Annotated in this window: 27 protein-coding genes, 1 tRNA gene and 2 pseudogenes; 10 read left to right on the top strand and 20 right to left on the bottom strand. The window is 52.2% G+C overall.

Translation table 11 applies throughout. The features are described 5' to 3' along the window. Window positions 1-30: 30 nt before the first annotated feature. From ACZ49R_RS11365 to ACZ49R_RS11355, 3 genes and pseudogenes are all read right to left on the bottom strand, one after another. On the bottom strand, window positions 31-684 hold the full coding sequence (locus tag ACZ49R_RS11365) for a 30S ribosomal protein S3 (protein ID WP_464733182.1): 654 nt from the start codon (window positions 682-684) through the stop codon (window positions 31-33). A 115-nt stretch (window positions 685-799) separates the two neighbouring features. Beyond that, window positions 800-946: pseudogene (locus ACZ49R_RS11360) on the bottom strand (zinc ribbon domain-containing protein); the annotation flags it as partial. 843 nt (window positions 947-1,789) lie between these two features. After that, on the bottom strand, window positions 1,790-2,347 hold the full coding sequence (locus ACZ49R_RS11355) for a 50S ribosomal protein L22 (protein ID WP_464733181.1): 558 nt from the start codon (window positions 2,345-2,347) through the stop codon (window positions 1,790-1,792). Window positions 2,348-2,414: 67 nt separating this feature from the next. Between ACZ49R_RS11355 and ACZ49R_RS11350 the strand changes: the two genes are divergently transcribed. Beyond that, complete coding sequence (locus tag ACZ49R_RS11350) at window positions 2,415-3,245, top strand: geranylgeranylglycerol-phosphate geranylgeranyltransferase (RefSeq protein ID WP_464733180.1); 831 nt, start codon at window positions 2,415-2,417, stop codon at window positions 3,243-3,245. Beyond that, window positions 3,227-3,925, top strand: a complete 699-nt coding sequence (locus ACZ49R_RS11345) for an HAD family hydrolase (RefSeq protein ID WP_464733179.1) — start codon at window positions 3,227-3,229, stop codon at window positions 3,923-3,925. The genes ACZ49R_RS11350 and ACZ49R_RS11345 overlap by 19 nt, the downstream gene beginning before the upstream one ends. 24 nt (window positions 3,926-3,949) lie before the next feature. On the opposite strand, the gene ACZ49R_RS11340 is transcribed toward ACZ49R_RS11345, so the two are convergent. The 3 genes from ACZ49R_RS11340 to ACZ49R_RS11330 all read right to left on the bottom strand — a co-directional run bounded on the left by ACZ49R_RS11340 (window position 3,950) and on the right by ACZ49R_RS11330 (window position 5,775). Further along, window positions 3,950-4,423: a hypothetical protein gene (locus ACZ49R_RS11340; RefSeq protein ID WP_464733178.1), complete on the bottom strand. Its 474-nt coding sequence runs from the start codon at window positions 4,421-4,423 to the stop codon at window positions 3,950-3,952. 39 nt (window positions 4,424-4,462) lie between these two features. After that, a complete protein-coding gene (locus ACZ49R_RS11335) occupies window positions 4,463-5,302 on the bottom strand; it encodes a mechanosensitive ion channel family protein (RefSeq protein ID WP_464734137.1) in 840 nt (279 codons plus the stop codon). A gap of 239 nt (window positions 5,303-5,541) precedes the next feature. Beyond that, window positions 5,542-5,775: a hypothetical protein gene (locus ACZ49R_RS11330; RefSeq protein ID WP_053240477.1), complete on the bottom strand. Its 234-nt coding sequence runs from the start codon at window positions 5,773-5,775 to the stop codon at window positions 5,542-5,544. A gap of 546 nt (window positions 5,776-6,321) precedes the next feature. On the opposite strand from ACZ49R_RS11330, the gene ACZ49R_RS11325 reads away from it, so the two are divergent. Beyond that, window positions 6,322-6,534 (top strand): hypothetical protein, encoded by a 213-nt coding sequence (locus ACZ49R_RS11325; RefSeq protein WP_011763464.1) that lies wholly within the window; start codon window positions 6,322-6,324, stop codon window positions 6,532-6,534. On the opposite strand, the gene ACZ49R_RS11320 is transcribed toward ACZ49R_RS11325, so the two are convergent. The 3 genes from ACZ49R_RS11320 to ACZ49R_RS11310 all read right to left on the bottom strand — a co-directional run bounded on the left by ACZ49R_RS11320 (window position 6,531) and on the right by ACZ49R_RS11310 (window position 7,612). Next, window positions 6,531-7,055, bottom strand: coding sequence for a reverse transcriptase-like protein (locus ACZ49R_RS11320; protein WP_464733177.1), 525 nt, complete (start codon window positions 7,053-7,055; stop codon window positions 6,531-6,533). The two genes, ACZ49R_RS11325 and ACZ49R_RS11320, sit on opposite strands and share 4 nt — an antisense overlap. Window positions 7,056-7,096: 41 nt before the next feature. Continuing rightward, window positions 7,097-7,186: transfer RNA gene (locus ACZ49R_RS11315), tRNA-Val, on the bottom strand. A 45-nt stretch (window positions 7,187-7,231) separates the two neighbouring features. Next, the gene (locus ACZ49R_RS11310) at window positions 7,232-7,612 is read right to left on the bottom strand and encodes a GyrI-like domain-containing protein (protein ID WP_464733176.1); all 381 of its coding nucleotides are present in this window, start codon (window positions 7,610-7,612) and stop codon (window positions 7,232-7,234) included. Window positions 7,613-7,675: 63 nt separating this feature from the next. Here ACZ49R_RS11310 and nucS point away from each other — a divergent pair, with 63 nt between their 5' ends. After that, window positions 7,676-8,401, top strand: coding sequence for an endonuclease NucS (gene nucS / locus ACZ49R_RS11305; protein ID WP_464734136.1), 726 nt, complete (start codon window positions 7,676-7,678; stop codon window positions 8,399-8,401). A gap of 193 nt (window positions 8,402-8,594) precedes the next feature. Next, the gene (locus ACZ49R_RS11300; RefSeq protein WP_464733175.1) at window positions 8,595-8,816 is read left to right on the top strand and encodes a hypothetical protein; all 222 of its coding nucleotides are present in this window, start codon (window positions 8,595-8,597) and stop codon (window positions 8,814-8,816) included. Here ACZ49R_RS11300 and ACZ49R_RS11295 read toward each other — a convergent pair. Both ACZ49R_RS11295 and sufC read right to left on the bottom strand, forming a co-directional pair. After that, a complete protein-coding gene (locus ACZ49R_RS11295; protein WP_464733174.1) occupies window positions 8,802-10,145 on the bottom strand; it encodes an acetyl ornithine aminotransferase family protein in 1,344 nt (447 codons plus the stop codon). The two genes, ACZ49R_RS11300 and ACZ49R_RS11295, sit on opposite strands and share 15 nt — an antisense overlap. A 171-nt stretch (window positions 10,146-10,316) precedes the next feature. After that, window positions 10,317-11,081: a Fe-S cluster assembly ATPase SufC gene (sufC, locus tag ACZ49R_RS11290; protein ID WP_464733173.1), complete on the bottom strand. Its 765-nt coding sequence runs from the start codon at window positions 11,079-11,081 to the stop codon at window positions 10,317-10,319. A 72-nt stretch (window positions 11,082-11,153) separates the two neighbouring features. Between sufC and sufB the strand changes: the two genes are divergently transcribed. Genes sufB through ACZ49R_RS11275 form a run of 3 tightly spaced genes read left to right on the top strand, consistent with a single transcriptional unit; the run spans window position 11,154 to window position 14,125 of the window. Then, window positions 11,154-12,578, top strand: coding sequence for a Fe-S cluster assembly protein SufB (sufB, locus tag ACZ49R_RS11285; RefSeq protein ID WP_464733172.1), 1,425 nt, complete (start codon window positions 11,154-11,156; stop codon window positions 12,576-12,578). Window positions 12,579-12,614: 36 nt separating this feature from the next. Beyond that, window positions 12,615-13,211, top strand: coding sequence for a hypothetical protein (locus ACZ49R_RS11280; protein WP_464733171.1), 597 nt, complete (start codon window positions 12,615-12,617; stop codon window positions 13,209-13,211). Between the two features lie 14 nt (window positions 13,212-13,225). After that, window positions 13,226-14,125, top strand: coding sequence for an ATP-grasp domain-containing protein (locus ACZ49R_RS11275; RefSeq protein ID WP_464733170.1), 900 nt, complete (start codon window positions 13,226-13,228; stop codon window positions 14,123-14,125). Window positions 14,126-14,272: 147 nt separating this feature from the next. Here the strand turns inward: ACZ49R_RS11275 and ACZ49R_RS11270 are convergent. The 4 genes and pseudogenes from ACZ49R_RS11270 to ACZ49R_RS11255 form a co-directional block, all read right to left on the bottom strand. After that, window positions 14,273-14,428 (bottom strand): annotated as a pseudogene (locus ACZ49R_RS11270) (zinc ribbon domain-containing protein); the annotation flags it as partial. Between the two features lie 199 nt (window positions 14,429-14,627). Beyond that, window positions 14,628-14,915: a hypothetical protein gene (locus ACZ49R_RS11265; protein ID WP_464733169.1), complete on the bottom strand. Its 288-nt coding sequence runs from the start codon at window positions 14,913-14,915 to the stop codon at window positions 14,628-14,630. Beyond that, window positions 14,908-15,438 (bottom strand): hypothetical protein, encoded by a 531-nt coding sequence (locus ACZ49R_RS11260; protein WP_464733168.1) that lies wholly within the window; start codon window positions 15,436-15,438, stop codon window positions 14,908-14,910. Before ACZ49R_RS11260 ends, ACZ49R_RS11265 begins: the two co-directional genes overlap by 8 nt. After that, window positions 15,422-15,778, bottom strand: coding sequence for an RNA-binding domain-containing protein (locus ACZ49R_RS11255; protein WP_464733167.1), 357 nt, complete (start codon window positions 15,776-15,778; stop codon window positions 15,422-15,424). Before ACZ49R_RS11255 ends, ACZ49R_RS11260 begins: the two co-directional genes overlap by 17 nt. A 73-nt stretch (window positions 15,779-15,851) precedes the next feature. Between ACZ49R_RS11255 and ACZ49R_RS11250 the strand changes: the two genes are divergently transcribed. Beyond that, window positions 15,852-16,424 carry a 50S ribosomal protein L15e gene (locus ACZ49R_RS11250; RefSeq protein WP_011763477.1) on the top strand — a complete coding sequence of 191 codons (573 nt, stop codon included), beginning with the start codon at window positions 15,852-15,854 and terminating at the stop codon, window positions 16,422-16,424. Window positions 16,425-16,691: 267 nt separating this feature from the next. Here the strand turns inward: ACZ49R_RS11250 and ACZ49R_RS11245 are convergent, their stop codons facing one another. Then, on the bottom strand, window positions 16,692-17,552 hold the full coding sequence (locus ACZ49R_RS11245) for a hypothetical protein (protein WP_464733166.1): 861 nt from the start codon (window positions 17,550-17,552) through the stop codon (window positions 16,692-16,694). Next, a complete protein-coding gene (gene thyX / locus ACZ49R_RS11240; RefSeq protein ID WP_464733165.1) occupies window positions 17,545-18,315 on the bottom strand; it encodes an FAD-dependent thymidylate synthase in 771 nt (256 codons plus the stop codon). Before thyX ends, ACZ49R_RS11245 begins: the two co-directional genes overlap by 8 nt. 201 nt (window positions 18,316-18,516) lie before the next feature. On the opposite strand from thyX, the gene ACZ49R_RS11235 reads away from it, so the two are divergent. Next, entirely contained in the window at window positions 18,517-20,034 is a 1,518-nt protein-coding gene (locus ACZ49R_RS11235; protein ID WP_464733164.1) for a glycosyltransferase family 2 protein, read from the top strand. Here ACZ49R_RS11235 and lysS read toward each other — a convergent pair. From lysS to ACZ49R_RS11220, 3 genes are read right to left on the bottom strand one after another with little or no spacing between them, the layout of a single operon-like run. Then, entirely contained in the window at window positions 19,994-21,442 is a 1,449-nt protein-coding gene (gene lysS / locus ACZ49R_RS11230) for a lysine--tRNA ligase (RefSeq protein WP_464733163.1), read from the bottom strand. The genes ACZ49R_RS11235 and lysS overlap by 41 nt on opposite strands. 28 nt (window positions 21,443-21,470) lie before the next feature. Further along, window positions 21,471-22,100 (bottom strand): hypothetical protein, encoded by a 630-nt coding sequence (locus tag ACZ49R_RS11225; RefSeq protein WP_464733162.1) that lies wholly within the window; start codon window positions 22,098-22,100, stop codon window positions 21,471-21,473. Then, on the bottom strand, window positions 22,100-23,533 hold the full coding sequence (locus tag ACZ49R_RS11220) for a UbiD family decarboxylase (RefSeq protein WP_464733161.1): 1,434 nt from the start codon (window positions 23,531-23,533) through the stop codon (window positions 22,100-22,102). The genes ACZ49R_RS11225 and ACZ49R_RS11220 overlap by 1 nt, the downstream gene beginning before the upstream one ends.

The following is a 23,533-nucleotide window of genomic DNA, read 5'->3' as shown; positions in this document are numbered from 1 at the left end:
GAGAACTGCGAAAGCAGCGGCTTTTTAAAATTACTGTTGTGAAGTAGTCTCAAGTTTCACCGGCGGCTTTATTTTGTATTCGTCTGAATACTGCAAAGAGGCCGGCGCGATCCTTACCTCTATGCCATACATACCAGGCTTAAGAAGCACATGGACAACAGCTCTTCTAACCCTGTTCTTTGCGTCGTACCCGATCTTATAGAGCTTGCCATATGTAAGTTTCTCAAAACGGGCCCTCTCTGTCGAGAGCTTTCCGCTCACCACAATCTCAAACCCCTTGGCCCCAGCCTCCATAAGCTGTCTCACAGCTACAAACATAACGCGTCTAAACCTCACTCCTTTAGCCATGGCGTTGGCAATACGGTAGGCGATAACCTTGGGGAACATCTCAGGCGCCTCTATCTTAGAAACGTCAATAACATCGATTTGTGGGTTTTCTACGCCGAGTTTGTTTACCAGTATATTACTAATTTCCTTGACAATTACGCCCTTCTTGCCGATAATCCTAGAAGGCCTCTCTGCATATATCACAATACGTGTGCCAAGCGGGGTTTTCAAAATTTCAGAGTCTATATAGCCATATTTACTAAGTTTATACTCGAGAAACTCCTTAATCATCCACTTCTTCTTATTTTCCTCCAGTATTTTCTTATAGACGGGCAACCTCCTCTGTACAGCAGACATCACACCCACTATAGGCGCTATATTTAAAGTTTTCCCTAATCCAAGGCGCTCAACGCCTTGTATCAGCAAGGGGTGAATCGGTCACCGCTCTCCATAAAGGAATTTCCATCATCACTTCTTGTCCCGTCAATTCCTTTAATAGTTTCCTCACATATTCCTCCGCCGCTAGGTGCATCCTCATCGCTAGGTCTAAGACGTCTGGCCATTCCTCGACTAACTGCCAAGGGATCGCGATCTTCAACGTCCTGTATGTTTGGCTCATGGGCGCATGTGGTATGGGAGAGAGTTAGGTCGTTGGGAGAGATGCGGCTCTCTCGTGGCTCACGGAACATCTAGACACGTGGCGACCACATGTTTCACTGACACGTTGGTGCCCGCCGGTAGAGAGGTGCGACACACCTGGGTTTCATCGTGAAACTCAGGTGAGGCGTTTTGATTTGTACAGACCTGGGGGAAGTGGGTTAAAAACGGGTTTGTTCTACGGCAGTTCTCACGGTGTCGCCGCTAACGCCACGATGGGTATTGTCAATTGAACAAGACTTGGGGTGGCAACGGCGGCGTATGACGCCGGCGAGGTCGGCAAGTTGCTAGCGACGGCTCGGCTGCGAAGGTCATGGCCAGGCCTCCCAACGCCACCTTGCGGCGACACCGCTCAGCGCCACCGCTGCCGTGGCCAACACGGCGGGCGTCACGTATATAGCCATCTCTAGTTGCGCCGCCCGCGAGATCATAAAGCTGGCCTAAGATGGCGGAGGGGTCGCGTAATGCGTTGCCCCACCTGCGGCTTCTCTGATCATAGGGATATAATTCCGTTGCTCTGGGCAAAGAGGAGGTACTGGGAACTACTCCAGAAGACAAAACAACCCGCTCTTCCCACTCTGGCGACTATCTCACTTTTAATCGTAAGTCCGCTCACTCATGAACCCACCGGCCTTGGGGACCCGGCTGGCTGTTGCATCTGCCGAGCCCGTCCGCCCAAGCACGGCCGGATCTCTGCGCGCCTGGGTTGCCCCTGTGCGGCTCGGGCGCGCGCCCCGAGCCCCCCGGGGAAGGCCGGTTATACAAAGGGGAGCCGTATACAGACCTATTTTTATGCCTTTAACGACTAGCGCTTTACGAGATTTAGTTTGTAACGCTTCGGCACAACCTCTTTAGGCAATTCGGCGGCTATCACCTCGACGTTGACAGTCTGCTCATCAAATCTTGTAGCTCTGCCAAAAGCCCTAGGCATTATGTTGGGTATTCTATACCCCTTGTGAGCAGCGGCGTGGACAATCACAACTCTCTCGACATCCAACCCTCTGAACCTGGCGTTGTTCTCCAAATTCTCTAACAGATCTAGGAACCTCTTCGCCACCTTTACAGGCCACTTAGCCACAGGCCACCCACTCCAGGGAACTGCGTGGTGAGCTTGTTTCTTCTTAAAAGTCTTAATGGGGATAGGCCTCTTCATCTTAACCACGTCCTCTAGCCACGACTTGGCTTGCCTAAGGGTCATGCCCTTTATAAACCTGGCCACTTCGACGCTCTTTTTCCAAGACATCTTTTGCTCCGGGGCATACGCCCTGACGATTTGTTCAGACGTTATCTTAACGCCATACTTCCTAAATACCAACTGGATGACGTCCTCCTCGCTTAGTGAATAGTTCTGATGCTGAGGCACAGAGGCCGTGAAATAGACGTTTATAAAATTTCCCATCATAGTTTTAAAGAGGGGCGGTACACCCCATGTGTCACTTTGGCGTTTAATAAGAGGCGAACATGGAGTGTTGGCGGCGCTGGCCTCAGCATCCTCTTACGTAGTGGCAGGAGACGCCGATATAAACAAACTCATGCTCCTCGCCGTATCCACCTTCCTTGCAGAAGCTGGCCTCTTTGCTCACAATGATCTATCTAACATAGAGGAAGATAGAGTAAATAGGCCAAACGCGCCGTTAGTTACAGGGGCTGTAAGCATAAACACAGCACGGGTCGTAGCCTACGGCACTTTGGCGACGGGCGTCGTTCTTGCCGCCTTTTTAGGTCTCACGCCGCTGGCCGTATATGCCGTAGCCGTGGCCCTAGGCTTGTTATACAACGCCAAGTTAAAACGCGTGCCCGTGGTTGGTAACTTAATAGTGGCCTTTCTTACGTCAATGACATATATATACGGCATGACAACAGCGGGGAATATGTCGACTGTTTTACTTCTACTCTTTACTTCATCTCTCGTGGCAAACCTCGGACGGGAGTTTGTAAAAACGGCAATAGATTATGAGGGCGATATGAAATCTGGCATAAAGACGCTTGCAGTCATAACCGGCCCCTACACAACGGCTAAACTAGGTGCCGCCATTACTCTGGCCTCCACAGCCTTTGGTTGGGCTCTGGTCTATGTAGCGGCCTTTGAAAAATTCTATGTCCTAGCGGCCGGCGTTGCGGCAACAAGCCTCACGCTGGTCTATCTGTCACTAGAGGCGGCGAGAGGCCGGTGGAAAAAATATAGAGACGGCACGCTAGCCGCCTTCGGAATTACGCTACTGGCTTTAGTCATAGAGGCCCTATGGCGACTATACTCATAGACCTAGACGGCACATTAATACCTTTAAGTGCCTGGAGACCTATATTTATCGAGCTATGCGAAAAAATTGCAGAAGAGACAGGAGTTCGGCCTGAGGAGGTGTGGAGAAGAGCCAGACAGAAAAACCTAGAGTTGTTACGCGCCTTAAATTGGAAAGCCTTTGATTGGCAAGAGATTTTTACAGAGGTGGCAAGGGAGTTTGGCTTAAGCCAAGCGCCAGACGTTGTTGTATCTCTACAGAGACACCTCCACACCTTCGCCCTCAACGAGGGGGCGGCGGAGGCGCTGGTAAAGCTAAAGGAGATGGGACACCGGGTCGAGATCGCAACAAACGGCTACGCGCGGTACCAACTTCCCGTCATACGCCGCCTGGGTCTAGATCGGCTAGTAGACGGCGTGAGAACCTCAGACATGTACCAATGCCCAAAGACGTGCCCAGAATACTTTAAAAACGCAGATGTGATTATAGGTGACAACCCCGTTTTTGATGTGTATTTCCCAAAGAAGCACGGGCTAATTACAGTTTTCTATGGAGACTGGAAAAAAGAATCTATAGAACATTCACAAAGGATGTCTATAGACCTAACAACGACAGAGCCAGACGCAGTAGTAAATACATTAAGAGATATACCAGATGTAGTGGAGAGACTGTTGGAGAAAAAGACCGCCTTCCCCATGTGATTATGCAATGTTTAAAACAAAGACTTACTGACCAACTTCCCTAGGCCAACACCAAACCCCCCTCTCTTTCTGTATGAACCCCTTCTTTCGCAACATTACGCTGTTTAAGTTCTTGCCGTAGTACTTCCTAATCTCAGCAAAGGTGAGACATCCGTCAGGCCTTTTCATAGCCTCTCTAATAACCGCATCCCACCCGCCCCCCACTTCAACCGCGCCTATCTGAACATAGCGTAAGGCCTCTTTAACAGCCCTCTCTACAGAGTGGGCTATCTTCTTGTCAAGGTCTCCTAAGATGCGGCTTAGAGCCTCTTCTACAGCCCGCGCTACACGGGCGTCCCAATTTGTAGCAACAATAACCTCCTCCACTATCTCCTTCAACCTAAGCTTACAAGGTTGCTCCAAAAGCTTAACGATGACATCATCAAAGGGGGCGTCCGGCCTAGGCAATAACCGCCTCAGCCGCTCCACCAGGGAGGGATCCCTAATCTCAATATGCATAGCGGAGAGTATGTAAAACTATATAAAGATTGTGAAAAACTAGTCCTTTACCTCCTTCGCCATCCGTTTAGTCAACATGTACACCACAGGCGCCAGGAGGATACCCACCGCGATAGCAACCCCCCACGCCACGTTCTGCACCACCTGCGCGGTGGCGGGGAAGTTGGCAAATATAGCCCCAAGCCCAATCATCAGGAATATCAGATACAGGAGGAATTTGGCATAGGGTGCCGCGTTGGCAAACTCGGGGTGGTCTTCCACGATATTCCTCACAATAGTGTGGCCAATGAAGATGCCGGCCCCAATAATGACAGTGCCTAGAATAAGCGGATACACCAGAGGCCCGGTGAACAGCATCAAGTCAAGCGCTATAGATACAACAAGCGCGACCAAGCCTATCAGAAGCAGATTTCTCAACATCTCGCCGATTTCCACAAACTGTTTTGGAAACAGACTTACGAGCAACTTGCCTATGTAGTCTGTCAAAAGAGCGACGAGAATTAAGCCAGCCGTAAGCAGGATGATACCCCCTATGAGCCTCGGGAGATACTGCGCCACTTGAGCTACCAGAACTCCTGCCTCTCCACTAATCCTCAGATAGCCGAGGGCGATTACGATACCAATCACCACTACAAAAGCCGTAATCAACATGCCAATGAGGTTAGAAAGGTCGATCCCAGCCGCCCTAAAGGCCTTACCTACATCAGTCCGATCAAACGCCCTCTCCAACCCCGTCTTTTCAATTAATCTATTCACGGCTTTACCTACAAGAGAGCCCACTGCCCAAGCCACAACGACTATCAACACCGCAATCACGCCCTGTAGGCCATAGGTGACGAAATCCTGCCAAAGCTTGTCCCAGTTCAACACCAGGTATATAACTAATAAGTAGTTCTATATATTTAAACATGACGCGCAATTAACACTGTTAACGGCGGGGCTACGGCGGGTTGGGCTCGCAGTGTTAGCTGGGGCAAACTAACACGGCGCGGAGCGTGAGGCGCACAAAACCGGCTGGAGACACATGTCACAGGCTAGCAACGAAGATTTTCTAAATGATATTTCATGGATATGACTGATGTATGAAATGGACAGAATAACTATTTGTAAAGATATGGTTATTTTTCTTCTATTTTATCTAGCCTGAAAACTCTTCCAGTGCAGTGGTAGAATTTTGTCAGTGTCTCATAGTACACAAGACGTAGCGATTGTATGGTTGTTAGTTTGCCTTCGCTTAAGACGACGAGGAGCTGTAGTAGGATCGTGATCACTATGCCGCCGGATAGCGACGCGGCTCGTAGCGTGAGGTGTGTAAGAGTGCCGTGTGTGTCGTGGACGATCTCCAGCCGCATGAAGCTGAACAAGTCTGCCGTAGTCCCTAGAAGGTCTCTATAAAATAGCTCTCCGAGACTCCGGAGGGCTTTGCCCTATAGCGACGGATCGCGTATGCCAGAGACGCCGTCAGCCACGTGCTTGAGGATATGGCTACGTGCGGAGTCAATGTCAATGAGACCGGCTAGAAGCCACGTCTCCGGCCGTCCCGAGAGGGCGCCTATTGAGACGTAGAGCGCCAACAGGCCTATATATGGGCCGAGAGCCGTAAAAGTACTCTCCCGAGAGGGGCAGATTGAGGATATTAGGGAGGAAAGTCGCTAGAACTATCAATAGCCGAATACAGTTGCGGCGTCCTAGTGGCCGTACTTGACATAGAAAAACACGCACTCGAAGAGGGCCACGTGTCGCCTAACTCCATGCACGACGATCCAGGGAATCTCAGATATCTATGACGGCGTGGGCGAGGAGAAGCCCGTCCCCCAGGACAGCGGAGATGTCCCATTTTAAAAAGGGGCGATTTTTCAAAAGGCACACTTAATTATTATTTTGAATTAATATCTCTTGTGGACGTCCCAATAAATGCTGTGTGGACTTCCAGGAGGAGAACGCCCGACGGCTACTACGTCGTCGTCCTAGGCTTGTATGCCCAGGAGGTTTTGAGGGTAGTGGGGGCCGAGCGCGCCGGCAAGTTCTACATATACCGGACGAGGTCGTGGACTGAGGTGCAGAGGATTGTGAGGAGGGCGGAGGCTCTGGGCCTAGACGTGAGAGCTTAGCGCCTTTTCAGTATCTTCTCTATCAGCTTGGAGGCCTCTTTCTTTGAGAGACAGTCGGCCTCTATGCCGAACTTGTCTAGGAGCGCCTTCTGTCTATCAGTGGCGAGCCACGCCGCGTATCTCTCCCTCAGCTCTGGGTGCGTCTTTAGGAAGTCGCAGTAGGCCTTCTTGGAGTAGTAGTCAGCTCTGGCATTGCGCTCCCGCGGGACCCAGCCTATGGAGAACTTCGTGAAGCGTTGGGAGAGCTCCACGGCGTGTTTATACAACGGCTTGAGGTGTTCTGCCTTTATCTGATACACGCCGAGCATCTGCCTAACCACTAGCTGGCTGTCTCCATACACATTGAGACAGCTCTCGCCGGCGGCCAGAGCCCACTCAAGCCCCTTGATGAGGCCCATGTATTCCGCATAGTTATTTGTGCACCACCTCTCTCCGGCGCAGACTACGCCCCCCTCACCGTATACCTCCTCGCCGTTTTTAAAGGCGGCAAAGCCGTAGCTACCCACGCCTCCCGGATTCACGGGCTCACAAGCCCCGTCGAAGAAAAGGTCAAGACACATGATGGGCCCGCCGGGATTTGAACCCGGGACCACCCGCGCTCTCAGGCGAGAAGCCGCGTGAGGCGGGCATCATACCGCTAGACTACGGGCCCTCTTTTTTACTATAAAGAATACGTTTTTTAAACTTTCGTGACGTGTTACTGGAGGGGCGCTTGTACCTCCACTTCTACCTCGGGTGGGCTTTGTTTTGTATCAACCTTGATGTATATTTCTCTAGTTGGTGCGCCCAGCGTTTTCCCCTCCTTTAGAGCCCAGAAGAGGAGAGTGGCATATGCGTTGTCTACTTTCTCAGCGCTTCCGGTAAATTTAGTGGAGGCGGCTGTGATAGCTGGTAGAACTTTGTCGCCGTTGGGATCTGGGGTAAAAATTTCGACGAGCATTTCTTGTCCCTCTTTCCCATGGAATACGAGGATAGTATTTTGTTTAATTTCACTAAGTAACGCCCCTCTGTTAGGTACTTTTTTGAAGGTGCTGAAGCCTCTTAACTCTCCTACTTCTTTAACTTCTACCTTAGCCATGGTGCGGCAGAGTGGCCTATATATTAAACTTTTGTCTTTAAACCCGCTGTGAGTAATTATGCCATGTTTGTACAAAATCCGTCGATAGATGAAGCGGCGCGTATCATAAACTCTGGCAAAAAGAGAGGCGTTGTAGTTGTTGTTGGAATTTGCGAGGTAGTATACAGCGGTAGGGCGGCCGCAACGCTTAAGCCAGGACGCCGCCTGGTCATAGTTAAGAGAGACGGCACTCTCCTCGTCCACGAGGCCGAGAAGGCCCAACCGAAGATCTGGAACCCGCCAGGCTCTTCGACAGCCGCCTATGTCGAAGGCGGGAGGTTGGTGATAAAGAGCGTGAGGTCCCGGCCCTTTGAGAGCGTCAGGGTGTACTTCTCATCTCTGGATTTCGTAGCGGCATTTGACGTAGAGACGTCTGAGCTAGAGCTCGTGGGGAGCGAGAAAGACGTCGTCGAGGCCCTGGTGAAGGCGCCTTGGTTGATCGAGGAGGGCTTAGAGGTGGTGGGCGTCGAGGTGCCCACAGACGTAGGCCATATCGACATCTTGGCGAGAGATAGAGAGGGGAGACATGTAGTTGTGGAGGTCAAGAGGGACGTTGCTACACATGACGCCGTTTTCCAACTGGCCAGGTATGTAGAGTTGTATAGAAAAAGAGGCGAGAGGGCAAGAGGGATACTTGTGGCAAGCGATATCACGGCGGCGGCGCTTGAATATCTTAGAAGATATGGCCTAGAATTTGTAAAGGTAAACCCAAGGGAGTTGATAGCTTCAATAAATAAAAAGGTGGGATAATACGAAATCAACCTTGGCTAAAGGAGGTAGTCCACAGTATACACAGTATATAAATTGTTATATATAAAAATCTTTATGTTATATAACAAGTTTAATTTGTCCCAATATATAGTTATACTATTTTCTTGTATCATCTTTAAGGTAATATGTTGAAAATGCTGGGTGTCTTTTAAATATGTATACGTATACGTCTGTGTATAGAGTGCTTGTAAACAGGAAAGAGGGTAGGATATTGGTGACAGGAAAAGAAGAAGATTTAGAGCTGTTGGCAAAGGGGTGGGAGCTCCTTCTGGAGTCTCTAGACTGGGAGGAGGCTTTTGAGTACGCCCTAGAGATAGCAGGCGACGACATTGTGGAGTGGTACTACGATGATGCCGTGAAAAAGAGGTATTTGACAAGCTTAGTAGCTTCTTAAAACGTCGAGAATTATTTCGGCGGCTTTAAAAGCCATATCGCGTGGAATAACCAGCGGCGGGGCTATCCTGACTGTGGAGAGCCCTGCCCCGATCACCGCGACGCCGCGTTTAAACGCCTTTATTAGTACCTCCTCTAGGTACTTCGCCGGTTTTTTCTTCTCGTCTAGTAGCTCTATGCCTATCATCAAGCCTAGGCCTCTGACGTCGTGTCTATGGCCCACCTCGTCTCTAAACAGTTTTTTCAACTCCTCGCCGAGGGTCTCCGCGTGGTTTAACAAGCCCTCCTCCTCTATGACCTCCAGCGACGCGAGCGCCGCGGCAGCCGCCACGGGGTTTCCGCCGAAGGTGTTGGCGTGGGCGCCCCGGGGGAGAGACATGACCTCCGCCCTGCCGATTATTGCGCCGAGGGGGAGACCGGCCGCTATGGCCTTGGCTGTTGCTATGAGGTCTGGCTCAACGCCGAAGTGCTCAACGGCAAACCACCTGCCGGTTCTGCCGAAGCCCGTCTGGACTTCGTCGACGGCGAAGAGTATGCCGTGTTCCTGCGTCATCTTTCTAAGGCCCTGGACGAAGTTCTTGGGGGGAACCACGTAGCCCCCCTCGCCCTGGACTGGCTCTATCAGAACCAAGGCCACCTCGGAGGGGTCCACAAGCCGCCTGAAGATCCAGTCCTCTAGGAAGGCTAGGGCGTATTCGCCGCACTCCTCGGGGGTTTCTGCCTTGAAGGGGCAGTGGACGGGGTGTGGGAATGGCGCGTGTATGACATTGGGGACCATGGGCGAGAAGTGTCTCCTGTGCACCGGCTTGGAGGCGGTTAAGCTCATGGAGCCGTAGGTTCTGCCGTGGAAAGCGCCTAGGAAGGCGATGACGTACGGCCTCTGCCCTTTGAAATAGCCACGCGCGATCTTTAGAACCCCCTCTATCGACTCAGTCCCGCTGTTTGTGAAAAAGACCTTTTTTCTCCCGGAGATCGGCGCTATGGAGATCAGCCTCTCTGCCAGCTTAACCGCCACCTCGTAGTAGAAGTCGGTTAGAGAGTAGTGGAGGAAGAGCTCTGCCTGCCTCTTTATAGCCTCTACCACCTTCGGGTGGGCGTGGCCTACGTTGGCCACCGCGATGCCCGCGTTGTAGTCTATGTACAAATTGCCGTCTACGTCTTCAACGACTGGGCCGTAGCCCCTGGCAACCACCAGGGGGTACCATCGCGTAAAAGACTGCATTAAAACCTCCTCATCTCGCTTAATTATACTCAATGCCCGAGGGCCAGGAGGCTCAACTACTATCCTAGGCACTTTGTCTGGGTCTATTGGCCAATGCCACTGTGGCATAAGTATACTAAATTGATCTATATATAACGCTATCTGTCTTAGATTTTTAACCCTTGTATCATTATTAAACAAGGTGATGAGGGCTGGGTTGTTGATAGATGATAAGTTAGGAGCCAGCTGACTGTCTGTCTATAGGCGCCACTGCCTAGGGACAGGCAGACAAACAGATGACTACAGTGCGAGTTCTTTCTGTATCTCCTTGAAGTAGTTCTGGTAGCCTACTTCCTCTATCCTCTTTATCACCCCCTCGTCCCCCTCTAGTATTACTCTACCCTCCGCCATGACGTATACCCTGGTGGGCTTGATGAATCTGAGGACTCTTGCGTAGTGTGTCGAGAGGAGCACCCCGCTGCCCGAGGCGCTTAGCTCCATTATGGCTTTGCCCACGGCGGCGATGCCGTCGATGTCGAGGCCGCTGTCTGGCTCATCTAGAACGACGATCTTCGGCCGGAGGAGTAGCGCTTGGAGAACCTCGGCCCTCTTGAACTCGCCTCCGCTGAAGCCAACTCCAACGCCCCGGCTGAAGACGTCTGGCTTAAGGCCTAGCTCAGCCGCTATCTTCTGGGCCTGCGCCAGCGCCTGTGGGTTGGGGTCGGTCAGCTTCTTGCCAGCCCTTATGTTCAACATTGCTTGGAGCATAAAGGCGAACCTAACCTCTGGGACTGCGACTGGCGACTGGAAACCCACGAATACCCCCCTCGCGAAGCGGTCCTCCGGAGGCAGATCCCTTATCGACTCGCCGTCTAGCAGGATGTCGCCCTCAAGAACTTCATACTTAGGGTTGCCAGCTATCGCCTGGAAGAGGGTGGATTTGCCGCTACCGTTAGGGCCCATAAGTACGACAACTTCGCCGCTGGATACTGTTAGACTTACGCCTTTTAGAATTTCTTTCCCTCCTGCGGCAACTCTGAGATTTCTAACCTCAAGTTTTGCCATATTCCTAATATCGATTGGCAGTTTTAAAGACAGACTTAGAAAGTCTTTTAACTAGCATTCGCGGGTTTTCCTATGCAAGAGCTTGAGTCTCTACGTTCCACGATCAGCCACGTTGAGTTTGTAGAGGAGATGCTAGGCGTGGAGAGGAGATTTAACTACCAGGTGGAACTAAAGGGTCGCATCACCAGGGATATGATAGAGGAAATTAGTCGCCTAAAGGGCGAGCCAGACTGGATGAAGAGGCTCAGGCTGAGGATGCTTGAGCTTTTTGAGAAACTGCCGATGCCGAGGTGGGTGAGGGCGGTGGAGGAGATAGACTTAGAGGCCCTCGTCCACTATGCAAAACCTCAGGTAGAGACTGTGTCGAGCTGGGATCAAGTGCCCAAGGAGATTAGGGAGTACTACGAGAAGCTTGGTATCCCCGAGATCGAGGCTAAGGCGCTTCTCGGGCTAGGCGCACAGTTCGACAGCGAGATAATATACTTCAACTTGAAGAAGAAGTTGCAGGAGCTCGGCGTGGTGATGTTGCCCATGGAGGAGGCCGTCAAAAGGTATCCGGAGCTTGTCCAGAGGTACTTCATGAGGGTATTCCCCCCCGAGCATAAGTTCGCAGCTTTACACGGCGCCCTATGGTCGGGAGGGGTCTTCATATACGTGCCCCCAGGCGTGAGGATAGAGCAGCCTCTGGAGACCTTCTTCTTCATCGGGCAGTCCATGGAGAGCCAGATGGAGCACTCCATCGTGGTGGCAGACAAGGGGGCCTACGTCCACTGGATCGAGGGCTGCTCGGCCCCCCGCCTCCTGAAGTACTCCTTCCACAACGGCATGGTGGAGGGGTACGCCCACGAGGGGGCGACTCTTAAGATAACCACGGTGCAGAACTGGTCACGTAATGTGGTAAATTTCAACAACAAGAGGGCTGTGGCAGAGGCCGGCGCCAAGGTGCATTGGGTAGAGGGCTCGATAGGGAGCAAGACCACATACACCTTCCCCTCCACCGTGCTTAAGGGGGAGGGGGCCTCCACGGAGATCGTGGGGATAACCGCGGCGAAGGGGCCGTATTGGAAAGAAAACGGGGCTAAGGTGTGGCATCTGGCGCCTCGCACCAGTAGCAGAGTTGTAAACAAGAGCATCTCTGCTGAGGGGGGCGTCGCCGTGTATAGAGGCGTTGTACACGTCCAGAGGGGGGCGAAATACGCCAGATCCCACGTCCAGTGCGACTCCCTGGTGCTCGACAAGAAGTCGGCCACACTGACTGTGCCCCACGACCAAGTGTTCGAGGAGACGGCGGTGGTGACACACGAGGCGACAGCCTCCACGATCTCCGAGGAGAAGATCATGTACCTCCGAGCCAGAGGCTTCACAGAGGACGACGCCAAGGCCTCCATAGTTCTAGGCTTCGTAGGAGACATACTGAAGGACCTCCCCTTTGAATACGCAGTTGTGCTGAGCAGAGTGATAGAGCTGGAGTTCGGCCGCCTCTCCAAGGTTGGATAGCAGATACACTTTAAATACCCAACAGTAAGTTAAAGCATGCCCTCTTGTATTTCTGACAAATTTGCCGTCTGCAACCCAGAGGTCGATAAAAACAAAGTGTTGGCAGTAGCGCTTGAGTTGGCAAAATCTCTTTCTATATCGCCATATGACTTAATTGGCGTGGCTATAGCCTTCGGGGCGGACCCCGCCGAGGCCAAGAAAGTACTTGCGACAGAAATCTCCGGCCACAGAAGGAAGCCTATAGCTACCTTCCTTGCAACATACGGGAAGATATATGGCTACGAAAAGATAGAGGGAGAATTACTCAAGTTTTATCAGGGGCAGAGAGGCTCTTGTATCTGTCCTGTGGGTCCTATTACCCCACTGGAGGACGGCCGCTATATAGTTCAGAGACCCGGCGGAATATATATATGTGAAGGAGGAGGGTGTAAAGAAGTTGCGTCTGAGCCGCTTGTTGTATATGAACATCCAAGTGGCTGTATGTTTTACACACCGCCATTAGTTTTAACAGACCAGCCGATATCAGCTGTGACAAACGCTTTGAAACAACTGAAGGTATCAGAGCCTGAAGTCGTCGCCAGATATCTACTCCCAGGTCTCTGTAGAGATCTCTGGGGTGTTTACATACCGTAGGCTAACGCCACGTGATGGAAATAGGCATAATTAGGCCCTACGAAGTGGAGTTTAACCCCAGCGATGTTATAGACTTAGAAAATGCTATAAAAAAGAGAGGTCATACGCCTATTAGGATATATGTGGATATGCTAGAGGTGCGGATTAAAGGCGGCGGCTTAGAAGTTAAGCAGTCTATTGGGAAAAGCCCTTCTGCTGATATTACAACACCTGGCGCAGTTTTGCGACATCTGGGAATTTTTCGAGATTTTGAACAGTTTTTATATAGAGTGTGGGCAGTCAAGGCGCTAGAGGAAGTTGGGACGTATGTAATGAACCCAGTGGAACGATGGGTTGTGGCTGGAGATAAAATGGCGGCTCTTATAAAGCTGGCAAAGGCCGGTCTCCCCGTGCCCTCCACCGTGGTCACAGAGAATATGTTTGTGGGCTATAGGGCGGTGGGCGAGTTTAAGAGGGCTGTGGTTAAACAGATGAGGGGGGCCATGGGCTACGGCGTGTTTCTAGTGGAGGATCCAGACGTGGCCTTCCACATATTTTCAATGCTGGCAAACATAAACAAGCCTATATACGTCCAAGAGTTCCTTGAAAAGGGGCCCGGCGACTACAGGGTGGTAGTAGTGGGAGGCCGTGCGATAGGGGCTGAATACAGAAGGGCAGGGGGGTGGAAGACAAACGTGGCGCAGGGAGCGACCCCAGAGCCTGCGAAACTGACACCACAACTAGAGGAGCTGGCTATCAAGGCAGTAGAGACGCTAGGCCTAGACTACGGGGGCGTAGACATCGCAGAGACGAGAGAGGGCTACTATATATTGGAGGTAAACCCCACCATGAGTTGGCAGGGCTTTAAAATAGCCACGGGCATAAACCCCGCAGAACACATTGTAGACTACCTCATAGAGAAGATAAAGAAATAACTGCCCCTCTTTTCACATCGGCTATTATCTTGTGGCGAATCTCCGATCTAGTTTTACTGTGCTTGGGGGTTGCTATTAAAAGTCTCCGAACATCAATAGTTAAGCACTAGGCGGTCACTTCCCCTATCTTTTTCTCGACCCCTCCCCGGGGGACTTCTGCAACTTCACAACTCTGCCGTCGGCCACGAGACCGGCCTTTATGGAGTGATCCAATCGGTTGACATCGACGACAACAAGCGCCCTGGGCTCTATCGGCGTTATCTCCCTAGCGAAGACAAGTGCGACGTATAAACCGTCTTTTGTCATCGAGCTGAAGAAGGATAACCGATTGGATCAGAAAGCGGTTAGAGGAGGGCACCAAGCTAAAGTTGGCGTTTCTTGGCGTCGACGTGGGGGCAGAGAGCTAACTTACGGCGGTCAGTCCGTCGCGAGTCCATCACGAATCATTGCTTTGATACCCATCATCACAAAAAGTCCTGTAGATACAACTTAAAAAAATATTTTATATAGATCGTTGTGCCTTTCTGATTGACGCGGCAATAGCCTTTGCCCTCTTTGACGTCCCTGCAACTTTTACCGTGCGGCATCCGTTTAACAACGCAACGACGGCTCTCACGGTGCGGAGCACCTCTCTAGGTACACCGACGACTAATACGTCGTCGTATATAGCGACAAACTTAGGCCTATAAATTAATGAGATAAAACCCGTGAGTTGATACATTTCAAGTATTTGTATATAACATGCAGCTGGTTCTTCGCTTTTAATAATAAGATACCGATATTTAACCATCTTTTTCCAAAATCAGCTCTGTTAATACACCTAGAGAATTCACTATGGCATCTCTCCAACTCGAATCTCCACTTATTTCGATAAGCAATGCCGCGATATCAAGCGGCGCTTTTACATCATTCAAGCTTTCTACAGGCGTTGAAAAAATGGTTATTTCCGGCTCTAAAACCTCAAGCCACCTTGCTAGTAGAGATAAATCCTTGAGGAGAGGCCTAAGTGGGAGTTCTATATATTTTCCATATTTCACTGCGGTTTTCACTTGGTCATGTGTAAGAGGTGTGAAAGGATTTACGCGAATTATCTGAACTTCTTCTCTATATACATACACATTAAATTTTTCGCGGCCTTTAGCCTCTGTCCACCTCACGTCAACCCCCCGCACCACGGGGGCTAAGAGAGAGGTCTCTACCTCCTCTCGGAGAAGCGCCGCCCGCACACCCACCTCCCACAGCGCCTTCTCTATCTCCGGCGTAACCACAGCTAAATCCCACTCGACAAAACCCCGCTTAATTACAAAGGCCATTTTTTGTCCTAATCTTAAGTCTTATAACGTCGTCGTGTGTTACAGCCTTTACAATCCCCATGGCTAACGCCTGTTTATCTAGACGTAGGTAGTAAAGACCCTCCGCCTCGCCTTTTGAAGCTGGCACCTCTCCACCAAATGTCTCACAGAGTTTCTTCAATAGTGCGTCACAGTCATCTAAAAAAGACGTAATTAGATATATGGGATTGCCATGATGTCCCTCATATTTTTCAACCACTAGAGGTATATCGCCGAAAAACTTACGGAGTGTCTCAACTACTCTATCTAAACTTTCTGTAGCGTGGACTATAACGCTGATCTCTATATATCTACAGCGCACGTAGTTGTCGCTAGTTATCTTTTAAAACATGTAGGCGTGGGAAAAGCTTAAAAAGACGTCATAGAGAGGTGCCGTGGCTCGGTCGGCGTATAGTTATATGGCGATGTGGTATAGGAAAATCGGCAGAGAGGTCCACGAGAGGTTGATGAGAAAGATCCTCATAGAGTGGAGAAAGGCGCCCTCCATCGTGAGAGTCGAGAGGCCGTTTAGACTTGAGAGAGCGAGAAAGCTGGGCTACAAGGCCAAGCAGGGGGTAGTTGTAGTAAGAGTTAGACTGATAAGAGGTCCCTTCAACAGGAGGAGGCCGGACTCCGGTAGAAGACCAAAGAGGATGGGAGTCTATGGCATAACTGCGTGGAAGTCCTGGCGCCAAGTGGCAGAGGAGAGAGCTGCCAGGAAGTATCCCAATTTGGAGGTTTTAAACAGCTACTGGGTAGCAGACGACGGTATGTACCGCTACTTTGAGGTAATACTAATAGACTGTAATTTACCAACGATAAGAAACGACCCGCTTTACTCAAGTATTTGTGGTAGAGAGGTTCCTAGGAGGAGAATAATTAGGAGACTAAGGGAGAAACAGAGAAGGGTAATTGAATATCTAAAGAAGACATTGTTGCCAAAGCTAAAGGGAGAGCAACAAAGCTAAAGTTTTTAAGTCCGTAAACACAAAAATTCTAGATGGGCTACAGAGAGCCGCTTACGCGGCACTGTGATGTAGCCTGACGGTGTCTGGGGACATCCTCCTATAGCGTTTTTGCTTCAAATAACGGACCTCTTGGCGTGGTTCTCCGATGCAATATTTCTTTGCGTCTTGTACAACGAAGTTATACAGAAATGTTTTAAAAATCGTATAATTATGGGCGACTCTCAAGATGCCAAACGGCTGGTAAGAAGAGGAGGGAGCTTGAGACACCTATTTATCTCTTACTCCTCTAAACAAATGGCCAACATATGCTAGGTTCAAAGCGCCTCTACCCCCCAGCCCGAAGTCTAAGAGAAAGGCAAGTTCTGTAGCCCTAGCTAGATTATACATAGCTAAAGCCCAAGAGGAGTCTTCAACTCTCCCCTGGATAAATACATATTTGGGGCGCCCCCCTTCTCCATACATCCACACTTGGAGACTTTCTAGATTTATTTTTGACGCTTTTCCCTCCGGCCTACAGCCAATTGCCGCATAGAACCTATCTTTTCCAACGGCGTATTCAAGCTTAAGCCTCCTCCTGGGAGCCTCCATCCCCATGATGGCGGCGTAGATATCCACGGCGGCGTATATCCTCTCCAGGGCGCGCATAGGCGTATAGAGACAGCCGCCCCAGGCGTCTCTCGCGCTACAGAGACTGTAGTCGCCGCCTACGTAGGGCCTATATTTCACCGATATCTCCACAAACTGGCCCGTCTTCTCCACGGGGATATCCACCTCCACGTCTGGCACAGGGAGGGATCTATACAGGGAAAGGGAGGCCGACAGCCACCCGTCTCCCACCACATACACTACCTTGTCGCTAGCGAGGGCTCTCTTCACCTCCTCAAAGCCAAAGACATCGCAGGAGTCCACCACCACGTCGTACCTCCCCTCCGGCTCTTGCACAAGCCGGACCGCTAAGACATCCCTTATAAAATCCAGTGTAAACAGTGGCTCAAAAGGCGGGATATCCAAGAGGGGATCCGCCGGGTTGGCAGTCAAGAGGTCTACCTCAACCCCGCTCTCCCGGAGGAGATACGCCAGGTAGGCGGAACCCGCCTCAAGCCCCCTAATCAAAACCCTTTTAGCCATTTACCGCCAGAGCCAACCAAGGCTTCTCTGGGAGTGGGCCGTGTTTCTCCTCGGCGTCTCTTATGGCATATAGGCGGCAGTCCTCGCCCTTCGGCACCTTGGTGCAGAAGTCCCTATGGAGGCTGGGCAAGTCGTCCCAGACGAGACGGGACAGCGTGGGCCAGAGCCTCCAGGCGTGGGCGTACATCTGCCAACAGACGTGTCTAATCTCGGCCTGGGCGGCGTAGGCACACCTCAAGGGGACGAAGTTCAGCAAGAGCTCTCTGGCGTTCATCTGGACGGCGAAGAGGACGGCGGTGGCGTTGGGGAGGACCATCCTGGCGTACTCCGGCCTCCAGCCCTCCCTAAGTCTCACATAGTCCTCGTAGGCCCTCTTGAGGAGGTCGGCGGGGAAGCCCCTGGGCACTACGAACCTAACCTCCCTCCGCGCGTAGTCGACGTAGCGTTGCGACTCAGACCAGTAGGAGGCGAGCCTGTGTCTTATGAACTGGGTGTGACAGGCGCGGGAGCACTCCACGAGAAACTGAGCCCCCATGAACTCGAAGACAGACCAGTGGCCCTGCCTGTAGAAAGCCGAGATGCGCCTCGCCACGACGTCGCCGCCTTGCTTAAGCGCCTCCTCTAGGGAGACGCCCCGGTAGAGCACATCTGTAAGAGCTGAGACCAACGACTCTGACCCCCAGCTACCTACCAGAACAACTCTAGGTGTTGTAGAGATAATGACCACGTTATTCACTACCTGATAAGTTTTAAAGTATAACATATATAAGTTTTAAAATATAATTATATTATTCATATAAAGCCCTCTGCTTGTGTAACCATGTTGGTTAGCTCACTTTGGCAGATTGTCAAGCTTGCAATGATCACCGTTATGTATAGGACTGGCTAATAACAAGCCTTATGTACTCTTAACGCCCAGAAGACTTCTGCCTTCAAAAACTTTTGTACTAGTCTCATTTATTACGTGACCAACATTACTTTTCTGAATGTATCCATTGCCAAGAATTTCCTAAATGAGACACTCCAAGTGTTAAATAAAACTAGAGAGGGGCCGGTTACAGTTTCAAACGCCCCTGAGGTGCCCCTCTGGTTACAACATGCAATGTTAACTCTCTACCTCACCCTCTTAGCTCTTACAATCTTGTTAATAGCACACTATATTTATTACGCAAGACACGCCAGAGTTGTCGAGGGCACTTTGGGAGACCCTCCTGTCGACACCCCCCTCTCGATAATTATACCAGTTAAAAACGAGTCTATAGAGACTATTATAAACGCGGTAAGAAGACTGGCCGAGTTACAGTGCTCTAATGCGGAAGTGATTATCGTATCTGACGATCCTCCCGAAAAGGTGACTGAGATAGAGAAGGCACTGGCGGGACTGCCCGTCAGAGTGCTTAGGAGGCCAAACCCCACTGGCTACAAGGGGACTGCCTTAAACTGGGCGGCGGAGTACGCCAAGGGGGAGATCCTCCTCTTCTTAGATGTAGACAGCGTACCTCCGCCAGATTTGTGCTCTAGAGCCCGAGCTGTGGGCGAGAGGGAGATCGTATTTTTAGGCTGGGACGGCTATGCCGCTGTTAAAACCCCCATCGCCGCTCTTCAGTTGTTTCTCTACAAATACCTCTTGTACTATGTCGCAATCCTCGGTCGCCATAACACAAGACATCCAGTTTTTGCCCTGGGGTCAGGAATCGCCTTGAGAAAGAGTTTTCTAAAGGAGATAGGCGGTTTTTGCAACTGTACAGCAGACGACTACGACATATCTATGAAGGCATATCTCAACGGCGGACGCGTCGTTTACCTTCCCGGACCTCCCGTATATGTCGAAGTTCCAGCGGGCTATGGCGCGTTTAAGAGACAGTACGCCAGGTGGACCTACAACTCTGCCTACCTCTTGGCCCAATACGCAAGTAAGATACCTAAGTTAAAGATGCCGTTTATACACAAACTAAGCGTGTTCCTAAATATTATAACACACCCACTTATGATAATTACAACTTTTGCGCTGACTGTGGCGTCTTTAGCGATGAGCTATATGGGGATACTCCTACCCCCGTTCCATATTTTAATATTACAAATGGCGCTATCTCTATTGGCGCTAGTCCAAGTATTCTACGTGTATAAACTAGCTAAACAAGATGGCCACAGCTTCGCCGAGGTAGCCGGCATGCTCGCAAAGTCTGCAGCCCTCCTCCTAGCCCTCAGCCCATACCTAACGTTCTATGTGATATTAGGTCTCTTGAAGAGGAGGATAAGATGGTATGTAACGCCTAAAGGCCTGGCCGTTTTAAAAAGCGGAGCTCTAGGACTTTATGAAATATCTATTTTGGCTACACTTGCCATAATTCTAACGGCCGCTCTCTATGTGGCAAATTGGCTACTTGCAATAAATGCCGCGATGCTACTCGCAATAACGTCTTATGTCTTCTTCCGTATAGCTATGCCCTCTTCACAATTGGGTAGGGTATTACGTCTTTGATAGACTCGGCGTTTGTAATAACCATCGCCAGCCTATCAATGCCTATGCCCACCCCGCCTGTGGGAGGCATGCCAAACGACAGCTCTTCGACGAAATCCCAGTCGAGGGGGTGCGCCTCCTCCTTTGGAAACAGCTCCTCCTCTCTCACGAAGTATTCATACTGACGCACCGGGTCGTTCAACTCCGTATAGGCGTTAGCCACCTCGTGCCCCCCCACGAAGGCCTCGAACCTCTCCACGAGGCCCCTCTTCTCCCTATGGGGTTTACAAAGCGGCGTGGACTCCTCGGGGTAGTCCAGCACAAAGGTGGGCTCTACCAGCTTCTTCTCCACCAGCTTCTCGAAGAGCTTCACTAGGGCGATACCCCTGTTGTAGACCTTGACCGGGACCTGTAGCTCCCTGAGCTTCTCCTTTATCTGGTCGTCCGTAAGTCTATCCGGGTCGACGCCCCCGTACTCCCTAAGAGCGTCGTGGAGGGTGATCCTGCGCCAGGGCGGGGAGAAGTTTATGGTCTGGTCTCTATACTTCACAACGCCTGTGCCTAAGACGGCGGACACGGCCTCGTACACCACCTCCTCCGTCAGCTTCATCATGTCGTTGTAGTCAGCATAGGCTTGATACGCCTCGAGAGACCAGAACTCGGGGTTGTGAAGCGCGTCGATATCCTCGTTGCGGAACTGAGGCCCCACCTCGAACACCTTGGGAAAACCGGCGATGATGTAGCGCTTTAGGTACAGCTCGGGGGATATACGGAGGTACCACTCCTCATCTATAGCCCAGATCTTCGTCGTAAAGGGGCGCGCGGCGGCGCCGCCGTAGATCGGCTGGAGAACCGGCGTGGGGATCTCTATAAAGCCGCGTCTCCACATGGCCTCTCTCAGCGCCTGTATAAACTTAGCCCTCGCCGCGATCCTCCACCGGAGCTGGAGATCCAAGACCATAGCCACCGAGCGGTATCTCATGTAAAACGGCGAATCCCGGTCCACCTTCCCCCACTCCGGCAGAGGCTGAACCGCCTTAGCCAAGAGGACTAGGGAGGAGGCCCTCACTGCATAGTCACCCCGTTGCGTCTTAACTATTACCCCCTCTACGCCGATGTAATCTCCCCGCCATATGTAGTCTAGGAGTGAGTGTCTCGGATCTGCCATGACTTGAAACCTTGCCCCGTCTTCATAAAGGTCTATAAAAACAACGTTAGGATGTCTCCTTATGTCAGTTACCCTACCAGCAGTTCTTATCACAAGGCCAACCCAAGGCTCTAGAAGCGCCTGCCTCCTCAGCTCGTTAAGAGCCCTAACGCTGTGGGTTATGCGGAAGGAGTGGGGATAGGGCTCTACTCCAGCCTCTCTCAGAGAATTCACGATCTTCCGCCACTCCTCCACCTTTTCAAGACTCTGTCTTGCAGCCATTGCGACAACAAACCAACACCTATAAAAACTAGTCAACCAAGACAATACCCCAACTTCCAAAAGACACCTCTCTAACCACGGGAATTCCAAGGCGGACCTTAAGCTCAGCCGCCCTACGGAGAGCCCAGCGAGAGGGCACATCTACAAACCGCACAACGGCATTTCCAACTACATCCACGAGGCGCGACACTGCCACCGCCACGCCAGAGCCCACTGCGGCTCCCTGAAGGGCTATCCTCCAGCGGGAGGGCCCCACCTCCGCCAAGCGCTCCACTGCGACGCGACGGGGGTCGCCCCCCACGACTTCGACTCGCCTCAGCCTCGGCACCCGGCCAAGCGCCTCTACCACATAGGCCAGGGGGGCCACCTCCAAGCGGGAGGGGTCCCCCCCGTCTACATACACAAAGCGGTTTGAGGCGGCGTACTGCGCGGCGGCGTTGTCCACATAGGCCACCACATACCTCCCCACCTCGCCCCCCGACACCACCACCCCCAGCGCCCAGCGGGAGAAGGGCCCCCACCCCCTCCGCAGAGCCCACAGAGAGAAGTCATCTATGAGGAAGGCCTTGACCTTAATGCCCACGTGCCCCCTCGGCACCACGACAGCCGGCTCCTCCACCCTCTTCACCTCGCCCCCCTCCAGTACCAGTCTCCACATCACCGCCCCAGAAGCCTACGCACCACCTCCTCCACGCGCGCCGCTACGTCGGGGTCGGGGGCCACCTCCTCAGGCCACGGCCTCCCCCCGTACTCCTCTGGGAGCTTCCTCGTTGCGTCTATCCCAAGCTTAGAGCCGTAGCCGGGAACCGGCGAGCCCGTGTCTAAGACGTCGACGTGCGCCCCCGGCACCACCACCACATCTCGCTGGGGGTCAACCCGCTGCGCTATGGCGAACACAACCTCGTTAAGGTCGTGGACGTTAACGTCGTGATCCACCACGACCACAACCTTGGTCAAAGACAGCATGTGGCCGAGTCCCCAAAGCGCAAACATGACCTTCTTCCCCTGGCCGGGATACCGCTTACGGATAGAGACGATGGCGACGCCTTGGAAAAGGCCGTACATGGGCAAGTTCAAATCCACCACCTCCGGCATGAGGAACTGGAGCACCGGGAGGAAGACCCTCTCAACCGCCTTGCCCATGTATGCGTCCTCAAGAGGCGGCCGGCCCACCACCGTGCCGTAGTAGATGGGGTCCTCCCTCCTAAGCAGAGCCTTGGCCTTAAAGACGGGATAGAGGCCCCCCCGGTCGTACACGCCGTAGTGATCCCCGAAGGGCCCCTCCCTCCTCAGATCTCCAACGTCTACACAGCCCTCCACCACGGCCTCGGCCCGCGCCGGGATGTGGAGGTCCGTGGCGACGCCCTTCGTCACCTCCAGCCCACCGCCCCTGAGCACCCCCACGAATAGGTATTCGTCGAGGGGGTAGGGCGTCGGCATCATGCCGCTGAGGAGAAAGGCGGGATCCCCCCCGATGACAATCGCCGCATCTACACAGCCTTGGGAAGAGCCGAAAAGGTCGGCCGCCCTTTTGTGGATCTGGGCGTGGACAACAGCCTCCCTCTCCCCCAGGATCTGAATCCGGTACACCCCCAGGTTATATACACCTCGGACATCCCTCGTGACCAAGACGCCGTATGTTATATAGCGGCCGGCGTCTTTAGGCCAGCTCTTGAAAGCCGGGATAGAGAGTAGGTTAGGCTCCTCTACCACCTCCTTCACCGGCCCCCCACGCACGACCCTAGGCGCGTAGCGCCCCAGCTCGAAAAGACCAACAGCAGCCCTAAACTTGTCTAGGAGAGAAAGGGGAGGCGGAGTGGCGAAGGGCTCCACAAGTCGATTGCCTACATCCTCAAGCCGCTCAACGCCGAGCGCCAGCTTAATTCTATCAAGAGACCCAAAGAGGTTCCCCACCACCCGCCATCCCGGGAACCCCCTAACCGACTCAAATAAGACGGCGGGCCCCCCGCCGTACATAACCCTCCTCAACACCTCGGGGATCTCAAGCTCGGGGGAGAGGGGGTCGGAAACCCTCCTCAGCCACCCTCTCTCCTCCAGAGCAGACAGAAACTCCCGCAAGTCAGAAAACAC

This window comes from Pyrobaculum organotrophum (assembly GCF_055384425.1).
Note: the sequence above shows the minus strand (reverse complement) of the source record. Positions and strands in the feature narration are given on the sequence as shown.